This is a genomic window from Salinispora mooreana, assembly GCF_000379065.1.
Classification (GTDB): Bacteria; Actinomycetota; Actinomycetes; order Mycobacteriales; family Micromonosporaceae; genus Micromonospora; species Micromonospora mooreana.
The window spans coordinates 2,977,849-2,992,150 of the sequence record NZ_KB900614.1; the positions used below are offsets into that span (position 1 = coordinate 2,977,849).

A 14,302-nucleotide genomic window follows, 5' to 3' on the forward strand; every position below is an offset into this window, starting at 1 on the left:
CGGTTCGCGGTCTGCTGGGTGCGTCCCCGCCGGCGTACCGCCAGGAGGGCTGCGCCGGCGGGTGAATCCCGACGGGCGAGCGGAGGACCTGATGCGTACTTCGGCGATGACCCAGGCCAAACCTCCATGGGACTGGGAGTTCGACTGGCACCTCACGAACCGCTGCAACTTCTTCTGCGAGTACTGCCATCCGCAGATCCGCTACGTACTCAACCGCAGCCACCTCGACGAACCGGCTCCGGAGTTGGTGGTCCGGCGCTTCGACGAGTTGAACAGGGTCTGCCTGGTGCACATGTCCGGTGGGGAGCCCTTCATGTTCCCCGGCTTCGTCGAGCTGTGCCGGGGTCTGGCCGGTAACCACTTCATCAGCGTCAACACCAACCTCGCCTCCGACGACGTGGCGGAGTTCGCTGACCGCGTCCCGGCCGCCCGGGTGGCGAAGATCGTCGCCGCGATACACCAGCCCGAACGCGAGCTTCGGGGGCTGGAACTCGACACCTACGCCCGCAACTACCTGATCCTGCGGCGCGGCGGGTTCGACGTGACCGCCCTGTACGTGCTGTACCCGCCGCTGCTCAGCCGATTCGCCGCTGACCTGGATCGGTTGCGCGAATTGGGCGTGGACCATGTGCGCGCCAAGGTGTTCAAAGGCGTGTACAAGGGCGTCCGCTATCCGGAGGGCTACACCGACGAGCAGAAGGCGCTGATCCTGGCCAACTCCGGCGAGTACGTCTTCAACCGGCCCTACCTCGACGGCATGCTCTCCTTCCGGGGCCAGGCATGTACCGCCGGTGTCACCTCGTTCAAGGTCACCGTCACCGGTGACGTGCGCCGATGCGCTTCCGTGCCGACCGGCTACGGAAACCTCTACGACGGCACCTTCCGGCCCGCCGATGTCAACGAAGCCTGCCCCGCCAAGCGGGTGCTGGTTCTCTCGCAGTGCCTGTCCTACCTCGTTGAACCTCCGATCCGCCCCGACCAGGGCGTCGACCCAGGCGATCTCTGACCCGAAGGACATCCCATATGCAGATCTCGATCCGTCATGCCTGCGTCGACCCGGACGACCAGCCGTTCGACGTCGCCGAACGAAAGGGCGTCGGCCATCCGGACAGCCTTGCCGACCTGCTCGCAGACGCCTTCTCCCAGCGCTACTCCTCCTGGTGCCTGCGCGAGTTCGGCGCCATCCCCAACCACTGGGTGGACAAGGTCAACCTCGTCGGCGCCGCCGCTGATGTCCGCTTCGGTGGCTTCGACATCCTCAAGCCGGCAGACTGCTACCTCTTCGGGAAGATCACCGATCGGGTCGGCGCCACGCAGGTGCCGATCGAGGAGATCTTCCGGTCCGTGGTCCTCGATGTGCTACCGGCCGCGCTGGGCGACCGCCGGATCCTCGAACACCTCCGCCTGCACATCAACAACACCCGTGGCACCGCCGTTGACCACGACCCGAAGTTCTACCGCCCCGACACGGCATCGGCCATCAACGCCGTGCTCGCGACGGAATCAGTCGCCAACGACACCGTGGTCTGTGTCGGCACCAGCCGCCGCGGCCTCGCCGCCGATCTCGCGATACGGCTGGAACGGCGACTCACCGACGAGGGATTCCGACGGGTCGTAACCGCTGCCGGAACCGACGTGAAGGTCATGGTGGTCCGGATCAATTCGGCGCTGGAAGTCACCGCTGCCGTGCCGTTCCATCCCGAACTGGTCGACTCCTGGCCGGCATACCGGGCAGCGCTCGCCGAGGCTCAGAGCGCCGCCTCGGCCGAGCTGAAGTCCCTGCTCGACCAGGAGCCCCGAGCCTGGAACACGACCGGCCTGTCGCTGCACCTCAACACAAAGGATCTGCCGGGTCGCGGATACCTGGCACCATTCGGCACCTCGCTCGGCAAGGGCGACTGCGGCGCGGTCGGACGGGGCAACCGGTACAGCGGCGTCATCGAGCCGCTTCGCCCGGCGAGCGGCGAAGCACCCGCCGGCAAGAACCCGGTCCACCACGCGGGCAAGATCTACACCGCGCTCGCCGCCGAGGCCGCCGAGCGAGTGCTGGCCGAAACCTCCGCGTATGCCGAGGTCACGATCACCGCACGCAACGGTGGCCAACTCGATGACCCGGCGCACGTCCTGGTCTCGGTGGACCGCGCGGTCGACGCCACCACCGTGACCGAGATCGAAGAAGTGGTGCGCCGCGCCGTCGCCGGGGCCTCCACCTTCGCTGCCCGTTTTCTCGCCGCCGAACCGCTGGCCCGGTTCCGCAACGGAGTATCGCTATGACGACGAAGACGTTGTCCGAGGTGCACCAACGGCACATCGCCGCCCTACGCGACCAGCCCGCGGTCGTCGATTCCGAAGGCCTCCGCATCGGCTCGCAGTACGTGATGTTCTTCGCTGAGGCTGAGCTGATGCGCGAGCACGTCACCCGACTCACCGAGGGGTTCGCCCGCCCCAACGTCCTGGAGGTCGGACTCGGGCTCGGTGTGTTCGCCACCCAGCTGTCGAAACGAGAAATCGGCTCGTACACGGCGATTGAACCGCACCCTGGCGTGGCGCTGATGGCACGCACACGGGTGATCGACACTCTCGACGCACCGGCGCGGGTGTACATCGACCCGTGGCAGCTCGTGACGCTTCCAACTGGCGTCTTCGACGCGATCATGTACGACACCTGGCCGCCGGACGGCCACGCTGACTCCGACTTCACCGAGTTCGTCGTTGACGTCGCGGTGCGCTGCCTCCGCCCGGGTGGTCGGTTCAGCTTCTTCCACAGCGGCACCTCGATCGGTCCGGCCCGCCGGAATGTTCTCGACCGGTACTTCGCGCAGTGGACCGCCTACCCGCGCACCATGCCTGCCGAGCAGACCCCACACCACTGGACCAAACCGAGCCGGGAATTCCTGATCCCGATCGCCACGAAAGGCGGTGCCCGATGACCTCGCCGCTCGCTTCGGCGGTTTCCGCGCAGCAGATCGACCGGTTCGCCGCACACGGATACCTCGTCCTGCCGGGCCTGATCCCACCCACCACGATCCAGGACCTCCGCGTCGAGGCTGACGCCCTCCTCGGTGACCGGCTCGCCAAGATGGTGGCGGCCAGGACACGCGACCCGCGGGTCACCTGGTGGCGCCTCGCCAACGGCAAGCCGTATGTGCTCAAGGTCAAGCCCGTGGTCGACCTATCTCCGGTTGTGACGGCGGTGGCCGACAGTCCCACGCTGCTCGCCGTCGTCGCCGACCTGCTCGGCGCGGCCCCGAAGCTGATGGACAACAAGCTGATGTACAAGCAGACCGTCGACCTCACCGCCGGGTGGGCCGCGCTACCGGTGCTCGGTGAAGCGGTCCGTAAGCACACCGACGCCGCCTACTACGCAACCCGGGGCTACCGACGGGTGGTGACCGTCGCCGTCTGCCTCGACCGGTGCACCGAAACAGCCGGCGCGCTCCGTGTCTGGCCCGGCAGCCACCGCGACACCATCGAGATGATCCCGACCGCCTGCCAGGGACCCGTCGTACCCGACACCGTCGCGCCCGACACGGCGGCCGTCACCCTGGTCGCCGCACCCGGAACGGTTCTGGTCTGGGATGCGGCCCTGGTCCATGCCAGCGGGCCAAACACCTCCGGTCATCCACGCCGACTACTCGTGCTCGGCTACAGCCCCACCAGCCCGGGCGACGGGGAACGCCGATGAAGATCCTTATGCTCGGCGGCACCCGTTTCGTGGGCCGTCACATCGTGGAGGAGTGTCTGCGGCGCGGAGACGACGTCACTGTGCTCTACCGGGGCCGTTCACCATCGCCCTTCGCCGGGCTCGTGCGGCACGTGTTGACCGACCGGCGCGCGCCGACAATCGAAGCCGCCACTGTCCTCGCCGAACCGTGGGACGGGGTCATCGACACCAGTGCCGGGGACGTTGATGACCTGCGCCCCGTTCTGCCCCTGCTCGGCAACGTCAACCAGTACATCCTGCTCTCCACGTGCGGGGTGTACCGCAGAGCATCCGCCAGACACGGCCTGACCGAACGGGCGCCGACGATCGCGGCTGACGCCTCCCACCCGGTACGTGCCTCCGCCACCCGCAAACTCCGCTGCGAGCGATACCTCCGACGTCGCCTCGACCGGATCAACGTAACCCTGCTCATCGCGCGCCTCGGCCTGGTCATCGGCCGATACGACGACAGCGCACGCCTCGCCTACTGGCTGGAGCACGCACTACGCGGGGGCAATGTCCTGGTCCCGATGGATGACCGCCAGCCCGTCCAACTTATCGATGCCAGCGATGTCGCCCACTTCCTGCGTGACGCCGTCAACCAGCAACTTGCCGGCGTCGTCAACGTCGCCGGCGCCCGAACCACCGCCCGCACCCTGGTCGACACGGTCCTGACCCGCGCCAGCCGAGCTGTTACCCCTTTCCGAGTCGGCGAGGACTTCGCGCTCACCCACCGCCTACAGCCATGGACCGAGGTCCCCCTGTGGTTGCCCACCAGCAGCCCCGAACTGGCACTCATGTCGGTCAACAACAGCCGGGCCGCCAGTGCCGGCCTCACCCTCCGGCCCCTGCCCGACAGCGTTACCGACGCGCTCGGCTGGCAGGCGTTGCGGCGCGGCTGGTCACAGCGTTGGCTCGATCATGCCCGTGAGCAGGACCTGATTCACCGGTGGCGGGGGTAACGGCATGCTGCCCTACACCCAATCCGCGCCGTTCCACTCGCAATGGGGCGAGGATCGCTGGCTCGCCGAGCACTATCACCTCCCGACGCACGGCGTCTTCGTCGACATCGGTGCCGGCGACGGTGCACGCGGCAGCAACAGCCTCTACTTCGAGCGCCGTGGCTGGCGCGGTCTCTGCGTGGACGCCGATCCCCGCAACCACCAACGACTCCGGCAGCGCTGCTGCGCCGTGGAAACCTGCGCCGTATCCACCACCCCCGGACTCTGGCCTTTCGGCATGTACGCCCACAAGCCCTCGTGGTCCGGTCTGCAACGGCGCGGCACCGACTATCAGGAGATCCTCGTCGCCTGCCGACCCCTGGAGGATCTCCTCGACCAGTGGTGCATCGACCAGATCGACCTGCTCAGCATCGACGTCGAAGGCACCGAACTCGACGTCTGGGACTCCTTCGACCACACCCGGCACCGGCCCGCCCTCGTCATCGTCGAATTCGACGACAAACACCCCGACCGACACCGCCGCGCCATCCACCGACACCTCGGACCGGACACCTACAAGGTGGTCCACGAGACACCCGCGAATCTGATCCTGCACCGAGCGGACCGGCCATGGCGGCGACGCCGATGAGCAGGCGCGGCCTGCCGATCAACCGGCTACTCCCCTCCGGCAAGGTGCTCGTTGTCTGCGGTCGTGCCGACGACGCGGCAGCCTGGCAAGACCTGCTCGGCCCGACCCGATGCCTCGCCCTCGCCCTGGACGACGCGCCGCCCGCGGCCCGGCGCCGACCCCTGCGCGGTGCCTCCGACCACCTCTCGTGGCAACACCACGCCATCAGCGGGCTCGACGGCTCCGGCTGGCTCGCCGGACCGGCCGACGCCTTCGACCCCGACAGCACCGCGGCGCTCCTTCTCCCTGACCCACTCGATCCGCCGCACTCCGGGGCCCGGCGGCGGATCGGCGCCAGACAACCCGCGTGGCAGTTCTTCGAGGACAAGACCGTGGTCGACGCACTCTGGGATGCCGCCGGGGTGCCCCGAGCGCAGTCAATCGTCGGCGATGGCACTGCTGACCTCGCCAGACTCGGGGCCATCGTCGATCAAGGCACTGGGGTCGTCTGCTCCTACCAGCCGATTGGTGCCGGACCGTCCGCTGGCGGCGATGGCATCTGGTGGTGGCGCGGCGGTCTACCACCAGAAGCCATCCCCACCGTCGAGCCCGGCACCTGGCGAGTCCGGCTCATGCCCTTCCTCGAAGGGGTCCCGGTGCGCCTGCACGGACTGACCCTTACCACCAGGATCGTCCCCTTTCCACCCATGGAACTCGTGACTCTGCCCCGGCCAGCACGAGGCACTTTTCTCTGCGCTGGCGCTGTTCCCATCCTCGACGACACCGCTGAGTTCGCCGAACAGACCGATCGAATCGGAGCCAGTCTGCGCGAGCGCCTCGGCTACCGCGGTGGCTTCTCCGTTGACGGCATCCTCACGGTCAACGGGTTCATCCCCACCGACTTCAACGCCCGGCTCACCTCCGCCATGGAAGCCGCGCCCTCTGACCTGAGTTGTAGCGATTTAGTGACCACTCCAGCCGAGGGTGGTCAGGAGGGTTCGGGTCTCGGCGGTGATGCGTGGCTGGGCGGTCACTTGCTGGGTGCCGATGGTGACGGTGGCTGAGCGGAGGGGCCGCAGGGTCTTGAGGATCTTGTTGATACTCAGCCCGGAGCGTGCTTGGGCTTCGCGGGAGATGGCCAGGGCGGCGAGCACGACGGTCAGGTGGGCCTGGATGCTGTCTTCGAGGCGGTGGAAGACCGGTCGTGCGGCCAGGTCGGACTTGGTCATCCGGAAGGAACGTTCGACCTGGTAGAGGTCGTGGTAGGCGGCCACGACGGCCGCACCGTCCATCACGGTGGGGTCGATGTTGGTGACGTAGCCCTTGATCCCGATCAGGGATCGGGCGCGTTCGACGAGGTCCCAGTTCACGCTGGTGGTGCTGTCGGTGAAGGTGACGAAGCGGTCCTTCTTCAGCGGTCGTTCGCCAGCGGCGACCTTTTCGGCGCGTTCGACCATGGCGTTGATCGCGCGGTTGTCGTGCTGGGCTCGTGTGAACGTGTACTGGTAGACCACCCGCCGGTCGCGGGCCTTGGTCCCGGTGCCCATGCGCCGGGTGGTCTCGATCGTCGCGCCGTCGGGCAGGTGGTTGCCGTGCCGCTCGACGTGGGCCTCAAGTTCGTAGGGGATTTTGCTGGTCTTGGAGCCGACGATGAACCGGAATCCGTTGTCTTCCAAGGCCAGCAGGTTGGCCGCGGACAGCATCCCGGCGTCGGCCACCACGACCAGGTCGTCGGCCTGGTGGCGGTCGCGGAATCGGGTCAGCACCGGGATCAGGGTTTTGGTCTCGGCTTTGTTGCCGGCGAACAGGTCTATCTCCAGCGGGAACCCGTTGGCGGTGGTGAGCAGCCCGACGGTGACCTGCGGGTCGACGCGGCGTTCCTTGCTCATCCCGACCTTGCGCAGCTGGTCTTCGCGTTCGACCTCGAAGTGCAGGGTGGTCACGTCGTAGAGCACGACCGCCAGCCCGCCGCCGCGGGTGGCGTGCCGGTGACAGGCCTGCGCGATCACGGCCCGGTAGTCCCGCTCGACCACCCGCTTGAGGCAGCGCATGAACGTCACCCGATGCGGCGAGGCGATCCCGATCTCGGTCAACACACGCACGGTGTCGGCCTTGCTGGTCGGCTCGATCACCCGGCCCAGAACCAACGCCCGAAACGCCTCATCGCCGAGGCGATCCAGGCCGAGGTCGTCGTAGAGGCTGTTCAGGACATCCCACAAGATCAGCGAGGACGTGCCCTCGACCACCGCCGACGCCCCGCCCGCACCGGTGCCGACGCCGTCCAGGTCCAGGGCAAACTGCCCACCATGCAGGCGTTCCTCAGCGACCTGCAGCAGCAGCGCCAACTCGTCGTCGGTATGGGCCGAGCCGATGTGCTCGATGCTCAGCACCCGCCGGCCTCGCTTGTGCACGATCTGGACCGCGGTCGCTCCGGAGGCGGTCTTCACCCGCCGCACGAAAGCGCCCACCCCGCGAGACTACCCACGCCGCCAAGCCGCGTTAGTGACCACATCGGCGCCAATCCGCCGGCAAACGCCGAGGTCAGCGGCACCCGTGATCACAAGATCGCCAGAACGCTACAACTCAGGTCTGACCGTCGGGTCCTACTGCACGCCGTCAACCTGCTCGCGCGAGCGGGAATTGAGCCCGACATCAGTGCGGTCGAGCGACTGGCTGAGGAAGCCTTCACCGCCGGGACCACCTGCACAATCTTCGGCGCTGCTACCCGCGCCAACGAACATGTCCCGCCGGAGACATCGATCCGCTGGGTTGGCGATCGACTGGTCGCCGACCCGCTGGGGGCTGACGGAACCCTCGTCATCTCCCCGTCCCCGCGCGGCTGGCTGCTGACCGCGACCCTTGTCAGCGACCAACTCCCGGCCGGTGGCAGGGTCGGGCCCTGGGCACCCGAGGTATTCCGGCTCAGCGACGAAGTCCTCGGCACCGACTTCGGCAACCTCGCACCGCCATTCGACACGCAGCCCACCGCCGGCCTGCCCGCGACACCGGCACCCATCTTCAGCCCACGACGGAGCGTGCCGGTCAAGGGCACCGCTGGATTCGCCAGCGGAGCGGATCGACGACCAGGATGACCGGCGGATCGATTCGCCGGACACGAAAGGTCAACTCAGGCGGTCGAGGGCGGCTCGCAGGCGCGCAACGGTTCGCTCACGTCCGAGGATCTCGATCGACTCGAACAACGGCAGCCCGACAGTACGGCCGGTCACCGCGACCCGTACCGGTGCCTGCGCCTTGCCGAGCTTGAGTCCCCGTTCCGCACCGATCACCTCTAGCGTCGACTTGAGCACCTCGGCCCGCCACTCGCACGTCTCATACGCCTCGACCACGGCCGCCAGTAGCGCCGGGGCGTCGGCTTTCATGGCCTTCGCCCACGCTGCCTCGTCGGCGGTCGGCTCATCGAGGAACAGGAAATCGACCATCGGCACAATCTCGGAGAGCACCGCGATCCGGGTCTGCGCCAGTTCGGCGACAGCAGCGAAAGCGTTGGCGTCGTATGCCTCCGGCCGCCACGGCGCATTCTCACCGGTCAGCCACGGCTGGCACGCCTCGACGAACGCCTCAACCGACAACGCGCGGATGTAGTCCCCGTTGAAGGCGCGGAGCTTCTTCACGTCGAAGAACGCCGGCGAGGGGTTGACGTCCTCCAGCCGGAACTCGGTCACGATGTCGTCCCAGGGCAGGATCTCCCGGTCACCGGACGGCGCCCACCCGAGCAACATCAAATAGTTTCGCATCGCCTCGGCGAGGTACCCCTCGGCGCGGAAGTCCTCCAGGGCGACCCGGTCGCGACGCTTGGAGAGCTTCTGCCGCTTCTCATTCACCAGAATCGGCGCGTGTACCCACACCGGTGGTTCCGCCCCCAGCGCCTCCCAGAGCAGCTGCTGCTTCGGCGCGTTGGGCAGGTGCTCCTCAGCCCGGATCACGTGCGTGATCCCCATGACCATGTCATCAACCACGTTCGCCAGTAAGAACACCGGAGAGCCGTCACCGCGCGCGATCACGAAGTCCTCGATCAGCACGTTGTCAACGGTCGGCTTGCCCCGCACCAAGTCGACGATCACGGTCGAGCCCTCGTCCGGCGTACGGAAGCGCAGAGCGCGGCCTTCTCCGACGGTTTGGCCCCGACTGCGGCAAAAGCCGTCGTAGCCCAGGTATTCGCTGCCCGTACGGGCGTTGACCTGATCCCGGGTGCAGTCGCAGTAATAAGCGCGCCCAGCCGCGATGAGCCGATCGATGGCCTCCCGGTGGTGCTGGGTGTAGTCAGACTGGAACAGCGGGCCCTCGTACTCGCTCGGGCCGATTCCAAGCCACTCCATCGCATCGAGAATGCCCTGAACCCATTCCGGCCGGTTCCGCGCCGCGTCCGTGTCCTCGATCCGCAACACGATCGTTCCGCCCGACTGTCGGGCCAGCACCCAGTTGAACAGAGCGGACCGGGCATTGCCGACGTGGAACATACCCGTCGGGGAGGGCGCGAAGCGCACGCGGAGATCGGAACTAGCCACGGCTAGCAGGCTACCGAACCACCGACGGGCGAGCTGACTGATATCCGGGGGCGGAGCTTCCCGGAGGGGAACAACGGGTTGTCCTCGTCGTCGGGCCTCGGCGACGAGGTACGGGGCAGGTTCGTCAACGCCCGCCAGCTGGCCTCCGCATCTCGACCAACACGGCGGGCGCAACGCCGTCCCATCCACGAACACCGTCACCTTGGAGTAAACCATGTCCACGCATCGACCCTCATCGCCACCGCTGCTGGCGGCTACCGCATCTTCGACGTCTCCCGCTGACAGCGGTGGGCTTGACCTCCCGTTGCGGGTCCTGCTGGGGCTCCCACTTGGCGTCCCGCTTCAACAGGACCCCCGAACGGACCCCCGGTTCGGCTCACAGCCCAGGTCAGGGCCGCTGTCAGCAGCGTCTGTCGTGCTGCGACAGACCCTCCGACTGGGTCTCTCCCCCTCGGGCTGGTGGTGACGCATGCCTGACCCGTTGCTCCGAGTCCAGTCCCAGCTCACCGACCGTGATCTCGTCCTGCTCGGCTGGCTGGCCGACCACGGAGTGCTCACCTCCTTCCAGGTCGCCGAAGCCCTCTACCCGTCGGTCGACTACGCCCAGGAACGCCTGCGGGCGCTGACGCAGAAGTTGGAGGTGGTGGAACGATTCCGGCCGCAGAAGCCCGACGGCGGCTCCTACCCCTACCACTACGTGCTGGCGCAACTCGGCGTCGAGGTCGTCGCCGCGCAGCGCGGCGACGACCTGCCGCGCAGAGACCAGGCCCGCAGAAGGCGGTGGCACCTGACGAGACGGGCGAACCTGCCGCACCTGCTCGGGGTCAACGGCTTCTTCACCGCCCTCGCCGGGCACGCCCGCACCCATCCCGGCAGCGAGCTGGCCCGCTGGTGGCCGGCGGGACGCTGCCAGCAGATGGGCGCCTTCGCCGAACCCGACGACAACGACATCGCCGTGCGCGTCTACCAGCCGAGGTCACGGGCGGACGGACACGGCATCTGGGTCGACGGCGACCGCAGGGTGCCGTTCTTCCTGGAATACGACCTCGGCACCGAACGGCCGCTGTCCCGCCTGGTCGACAAGATCGACGGCTACCGGGACCTCGCGCACGTCACCGGCCGCCTCTGGCCGGTGCTGTTCTGGCTACACTCCCCAGCCCGAGAGCGGCACCTGCACCAGGAGTTCGCCGCGACCGGAACCATCTACCCGGTGGCAACCGCCGTGCACACCGAGGTCACCGGCATCAACCCGGCCGAAGCCGTGTGGTGGCCGCACCGCCACCACGGGGCGCCGATGCGCCTAGCCGACCTCCCCGCCGGTAGCGGCGCTGAACAGACCAGCTGACCCCCCGCCAAGCGCCGAACCACGCACGGCGGCCGGACACGCGCGCACAGGCGGGGCGACAAGGACCGCCCCGCCGCTGACCCGACCGCCCAGGCGCGGCGAGCGGTAGCTGTCCGCGCCGGCTCCCAACGATGGAGGGCGGAAGGTACCTCTGCGCTCTCGGTGACAGCAAGCATTCGAAACTGTCAGCGGCTCTCCAGGAGCCCGTGTGAGTTGTGGCGAGTCGCTGACAATCCGAATCACTTCCCGGTGACAGCGCTCGGAGGTATCGTCCCCGCCTCCCGGACGCCAGATACAGCGACCCGCCACGAGTCGCCTCTTCCGCATCAATCAGATCAGTCGCGCCACTCCGTGTAAGAGAGGAAACCGCATGAACGAAGGACTCCGACCCCCGCAGCTTCACATGCTTTTCGGAGGACCGTGGTCACCCCGTCGTATGACGACGAAAACGCCGTCCGGAGCTATCCTGACGAACCGCATCCCGGTACCGCCACAAATAACGGCGATGCGAAACACATCCCCACCAACAAGAAGGAAACGACGATTCCGATGCGTATCGCACGCATCGACACCATTCCCATGACCGCCGAAGACCTCGACAACGCCGCCGAAGCCCTCGCCGTCCTCCTCAACCACTTCCGGCGCGAGCACCCCGACCTCGCCTGAACCTAGCCCAACGGCGGCCCACCCGCGTGGGCCCGCCCACGGCCACCACCCCACCACCCGATCTCAGCGAAGGACCCCCATGGCAGGCAATCCCACCCCCACCAGCCCACCGAAGCGGCGTGGACGACGCGCCCCCACCACCCCGCCGGAAGACTCGACCGGCCCGTGCCGGGTGTGCATCTACATCCGGCGCTCTACCGACGACGAGCACCAGCCCTTCAGCCTGCTCGCCCAACGCACCGCCCTCAAAAAGTACGTCGACAACCACCCCGGCTGGGTCATCGTCTGTGAATTCGAAGACGACGCCTCCGGCGCCACCACCGAACGCCCCGGCCTCAAGAAAGCACTCGACGCGGCGAAAGCCGGCCTCTACGACGTCCTACTCGTCTACCGAGTCGACCGATTCAGCCGCAGCCTCGCCCACTTCGTCGACCTCGCCGCCACCCTCGACGCCGCCAACGTCCGCTTCTCCTCCGCCACCGAACCCGTCGACACCGGCGGCGCCATCGGCCGCATGATGCTGCAATTCCTCGCCGTTTTCGCCGAATTCGAACGCAACATGATCATCGACCGGGTTAAAAGCGGCATGACCGCGAAAGCCAGCAAAGGCCAATGGGCCGGCGGCACCCGCCCCTACGGCTACCTCGTCGATAAAGACACCCAACGCCTCGTCCCCCACCCCGACGAGGCACCCATCCTGCGAGACATCTTCCACCTCTACACCCGCGACCGACTCGGCACCCGCGCCATCGCCACCGACCTCAACGCCCGCGGCATCCCCAACCGCACCGGCAAACAATGGTCCGGACACACCATCAACCGGATGCTGGACAACCCCGCCTACACCGGGGACATCGCCTACCGCGACGTCTACGTCCCCGACGCCCACAAGCCACTCATCGACCGGGACACCTTCCGCCGCGCCCAGGACATCGCCAACGCACGAGGCGACATCCAAACCCAGCGGGCCAAGTCCGACTCGGACTACTACCTCACCGGCCTACTCACCTGCCCCCAATGCGGACAGCGCTACATCGGCACGTCCGCCAAAGGCCGGAACCGCCGCTACCGCTACTACACCTGCTTCACCCGCACCCGCTACGGCAAACACGCCACCTGCACCGCACCCCGACTCCCCGCCGACGACCTCGACCACATGATCCTGCAGGCCCTACACGACTTCTACACCACCGCCGAACCCGTCCTCGCCGCCATGATCGAACGCGCCAACTCCCAGCACGACAGCACCACCGACGACCGACGCGCCGAACTCACCGCCATCGCCCACCAGATCACCGCCACCGAGAACGCGATCGACCGCTACCACACCGCGTTCGAGAACGGCACCATGGACGACGCCACCGCCGGACCGCGCATCCGCGAACTCCGCCACCGGCTGGCTCAACTCCACGCCCGGCACACCGAACTCGACGCCGGCCTGACCTCGCAGCCCGAGCCTCCACCGCCTGGCACTGTCGCCCGCATCCGCGACCACCTCAGCACCATCATGACCAGCGGCAGCACCACAGAACGCAAAGCCGCCATCGAGACCCTCATCGCCGAAGTCCAACTCACCGACCAAGGAGTCATACCCGTGTTCAAGATCCCCACAGACACGACAATGCCCCCGACCGAAACGGACGAGGGCACCTCGAAAGAACCACCGGTTCGCACAATGGTGCGGTCGGTGGAGCCGAGGGGACTCGAACCCCTGACCCCCACACTGCCAGTGTGGTGCGCTACCAGCTGCGCCACGGCCCCCTGTGCACTACCCGGTCGCCCGGGCACGGGAGAACTATACACACGCCGGCCGGCCCGGTCAGCGCGCGGGGTGCCCTGCCGCCGCGCCGGCTCAGTTGAGCGTCACGTCCGCCGGGAAGTGCGCCACCGCCGCCATCATTCCGCCCTGCCGGCGCAGCACCATCGGCCACAGGTCATCCGGACGATCGACGAAGGCGTCGCCGGGCAGCGCGTCCAGGACAAACCAGGAGCCCCCTGCGATCTCCTGCTCCAGCTGGCCGGAATCCCACCCGGAGTAGCCGGCGAAGACCCGGATCCCCGCGATGCTCTCCTGCAGCTGCGCCGGGTCCGCCGTCAGGTCGAGCGTGCCGACCGCACCGGAGATCTGCTGGAAGCTCTTCATCGGGCGCAGCGGGTGGCGCATGCGCGCGAGGCAGATCGCCGAATCCGGCTGCACCGGACCCCCTTCGAAGACCACGGCCGGGTCGCGGGCCAACTCGCCCCAGTCGCCGAGCACCTCCGCCACCGGAATCTCGGTGGCCCGGTTGAGCACGACGCCCAGCGCCCCGCCCGGCTCGTGGGCGACCAGCAGCACCACGGTCCGGTCGAAGTTCGGATCTTTCAGCGTCGGGGCCGCGACCAGCAACCGCCCGGCCATCGACTCCGTCGTCTGCCCGTCGATCGCCCGCCCCTCTTCCTGCATGTCGGACATCCCGTCAGCCCGACCGTGCTCGGACAACCGGGGACACCGGT

The 14,302-nt window shown here is 67.8% G+C and carries 15 protein-coding genes, 1 tRNA gene and 1 pseudogene; 12 read left to right on the forward strand and 5 right to left on the reverse strand.

Annotated features, from left to right (window positions below):
• The first annotated feature begins 106 nt into the window (after positions 1-106).
• Genes SALPAC6_RS0114235 through SALPAC6_RS26025 form a run of 7 tightly spaced genes read left to right on the forward strand, consistent with a single transcriptional unit; the run spans position 107 to position 6,336 of the window.
• A complete protein-coding gene (locus SALPAC6_RS0114235; RefSeq protein WP_026189668.1) occupies positions 107-1,006 on the forward strand; it encodes a radical SAM protein in 900 nt (299 codons plus the stop codon).
• Between the two features lie 17 nt (positions 1,007-1,023).
• Entirely contained in the window at positions 1,024-2,274 is a 1,251-nt protein-coding gene (locus SALPAC6_RS0114240; protein WP_018254070.1) for a methionine adenosyltransferase, read from the forward strand.
• The gene (locus tag SALPAC6_RS0114245) at positions 2,271-2,930 is read left to right on the forward strand and encodes a class I SAM-dependent methyltransferase (protein ID WP_018254071.1); all 660 of its coding nucleotides are present in this window, start codon (positions 2,271-2,273) and stop codon (positions 2,928-2,930) included. Before SALPAC6_RS0114240 ends, SALPAC6_RS0114245 begins: the two co-directional genes overlap by 4 nt.
• Positions 2,927-3,685: a phytanoyl-CoA dioxygenase family protein gene (locus SALPAC6_RS0114250; protein ID WP_018254072.1), complete on the forward strand. Its 759-nt coding sequence runs from the start codon at positions 2,927-2,929 to the stop codon at positions 3,683-3,685. The genes SALPAC6_RS0114245 and SALPAC6_RS0114250 overlap by 4 nt, the downstream gene beginning before the upstream one ends.
• A gap of 8 nt (positions 3,686-3,693) precedes the next feature.
• A complete protein-coding gene (locus SALPAC6_RS0114255; RefSeq protein ID WP_018254073.1) occupies positions 3,694-4,665 on the forward strand; it encodes an NAD-dependent epimerase/dehydratase family protein in 972 nt (323 codons plus the stop codon).
• Between the two features lie 4 nt (positions 4,666-4,669).
• A complete protein-coding gene (locus tag SALPAC6_RS0114260) occupies positions 4,670-5,293 on the forward strand; it encodes an FkbM family methyltransferase (RefSeq protein WP_018254074.1) in 624 nt (207 codons plus the stop codon).
• Positions 5,290-6,336 (forward strand): hypothetical protein, encoded by a 1,047-nt coding sequence (locus tag SALPAC6_RS26025; protein ID WP_223874343.1) that lies wholly within the window; start codon positions 5,290-5,292, stop codon positions 6,334-6,336. The genes SALPAC6_RS0114260 and SALPAC6_RS26025 overlap by 4 nt, the downstream gene beginning before the upstream one ends.
• Here SALPAC6_RS26025 and SALPAC6_RS0114270 read toward each other — a convergent pair.
• On the reverse strand, positions 6,235-7,740 hold the full coding sequence (locus SALPAC6_RS0114270) for an IS1634 family transposase (RefSeq protein WP_018253977.1): 1,506 nt from the start codon (positions 7,738-7,740) through the stop codon (positions 6,235-6,237). The two genes, SALPAC6_RS26025 and SALPAC6_RS0114270, sit on opposite strands and share 102 nt — an antisense overlap.
• Between SALPAC6_RS0114270 and SALPAC6_RS0114275 the strand changes: the two genes are divergently transcribed.
• Positions 7,678-8,364, forward strand: coding sequence for a hypothetical protein (locus tag SALPAC6_RS0114275; protein WP_018254077.1), 687 nt, complete (start codon positions 7,678-7,680; stop codon positions 8,362-8,364). The genes SALPAC6_RS0114270 and SALPAC6_RS0114275 overlap by 63 nt on opposite strands.
• 30 nt (positions 8,365-8,394) lie before the next feature.
• Here the strand turns inward: SALPAC6_RS0114275 and gltX are convergent, their stop codons facing one another.
• Complete coding sequence (gene gltX / locus SALPAC6_RS0114280) at positions 8,395-9,798, reverse strand: glutamate--tRNA ligase (protein WP_026189670.1); 1,404 nt, start codon at positions 9,796-9,798, stop codon at positions 8,395-8,397.
• 78 nt (positions 9,799-9,876) lie between these two features.
• Here gltX and SALPAC6_RS29445 point away from each other — a divergent pair, with 78 nt between their 5' ends.
• The 4 genes and pseudogenes from SALPAC6_RS29445 to SALPAC6_RS31275 form a co-directional block, all read left to right on the forward strand.
• Positions 9,877-10,080 (forward strand): hypothetical protein, encoded by a 204-nt coding sequence (locus tag SALPAC6_RS29445; RefSeq protein WP_162562063.1) that lies wholly within the window; start codon positions 9,877-9,879, stop codon positions 10,078-10,080.
• A 187-nt stretch (positions 10,081-10,267) separates the two neighbouring features.
• On the forward strand, positions 10,268-11,143 hold the full coding sequence (locus SALPAC6_RS0114285; RefSeq protein ID WP_018254079.1) for a replication-relaxation family protein: 876 nt from the start codon (positions 10,268-10,270) through the stop codon (positions 11,141-11,143).
• 420 nt (positions 11,144-11,563) lie between these two features.
• A complete protein-coding gene (locus tag SALPAC6_RS0114290) occupies positions 11,564-11,809 on the forward strand; it encodes a hypothetical protein (RefSeq protein ID WP_018254080.1) in 246 nt (81 codons plus the stop codon).
• 79 nt (positions 11,810-11,888) lie between these two features.
• Positions 11,889-12,971 (forward strand): annotated as a pseudogene (locus SALPAC6_RS31275) (recombinase family protein); the annotation flags it as partial.
• A 9-nt stretch (positions 12,972-12,980) separates the two neighbouring features.
• On the opposite strand, the gene SALPAC6_RS29705 reads toward SALPAC6_RS31275, so the two are convergent.
• From SALPAC6_RS29705 to SALPAC6_RS0114310, 3 genes are all read right to left on the reverse strand, one after another.
• Complete coding sequence (locus tag SALPAC6_RS29705; protein ID WP_188115235.1) at positions 12,981-13,304, reverse strand: hypothetical protein; 324 nt, start codon at positions 13,302-13,304, stop codon at positions 12,981-12,983.
• 193 nt (positions 13,305-13,497) lie between these two features.
• A tRNA-Ala gene (locus SALPAC6_RS0114305) sits at positions 13,498-13,570 on the reverse strand.
• A 91-nt stretch (positions 13,571-13,661) separates the two neighbouring features.
• Positions 13,662-14,261 (reverse strand): YqgE/AlgH family protein, encoded by a 600-nt coding sequence (locus tag SALPAC6_RS0114310; protein WP_018254081.1) that lies wholly within the window; start codon positions 14,259-14,261, stop codon positions 13,662-13,664.
• Between the last annotated feature and the right edge of the window lie 41 nt (positions 14,262-14,302).

Excerpts from the sequence above, each read along its gene's own strand:
- SALPAC6_RS0114235 (WP_026189668.1), top strand. The coding sequence starts at position 107 with ATGACCCAGGCCAAACCTCCATGGGACTGGGAGTTCGACTGGCACCTC.
- SALPAC6_RS0114240 (WP_018254070.1), top strand. The coding sequence starts at position 1,024 with ATGCAGATCTCGATCCGTCATGCCTGCGTCGACCCGGACGACCAGCCG.
- SALPAC6_RS0114245 (WP_018254071.1), top strand. The coding sequence starts at position 2,271 with ATGACGACGAAGACGTTGTCCGAGGTGCACCAACGGCACATCGCCGCC.
- SALPAC6_RS0114250 (WP_018254072.1), top strand. The coding sequence starts at position 2,927 with ATGACCTCGCCGCTCGCTTCGGCGGTTTCCGCGCAGCAGATCGACCGG.
- SALPAC6_RS0114255 (WP_018254073.1), top strand. The coding sequence starts at position 3,694 with ATGCTCGGCGGCACCCGTTTCGTGGGCCGTCACATCGTGGAGGAGTGT.
- SALPAC6_RS0114260 (WP_018254074.1), top strand. The coding sequence starts at position 4,670 with ATGCTGCCCTACACCCAATCCGCGCCGTTCCACTCGCAATGGGGCGAG.
- SALPAC6_RS26025 (WP_223874343.1), top strand. The coding sequence starts at position 5,290 with ATGAGCAGGCGCGGCCTGCCGATCAACCGGCTACTCCCCTCCGGCAAG.
- SALPAC6_RS0114285 (WP_018254079.1), top strand. The coding sequence starts at position 10,268 with ATGCCTGACCCGTTGCTCCGAGTCCAGTCCCAGCTCACCGACCGTGAT.
- SALPAC6_RS0114310 (WP_018254081.1), bottom strand. The coding sequence starts at position 14,261 with ATGTCCGACATGCAGGAAGAGGGGCGGGCGATCGACGGGCAGACGACG.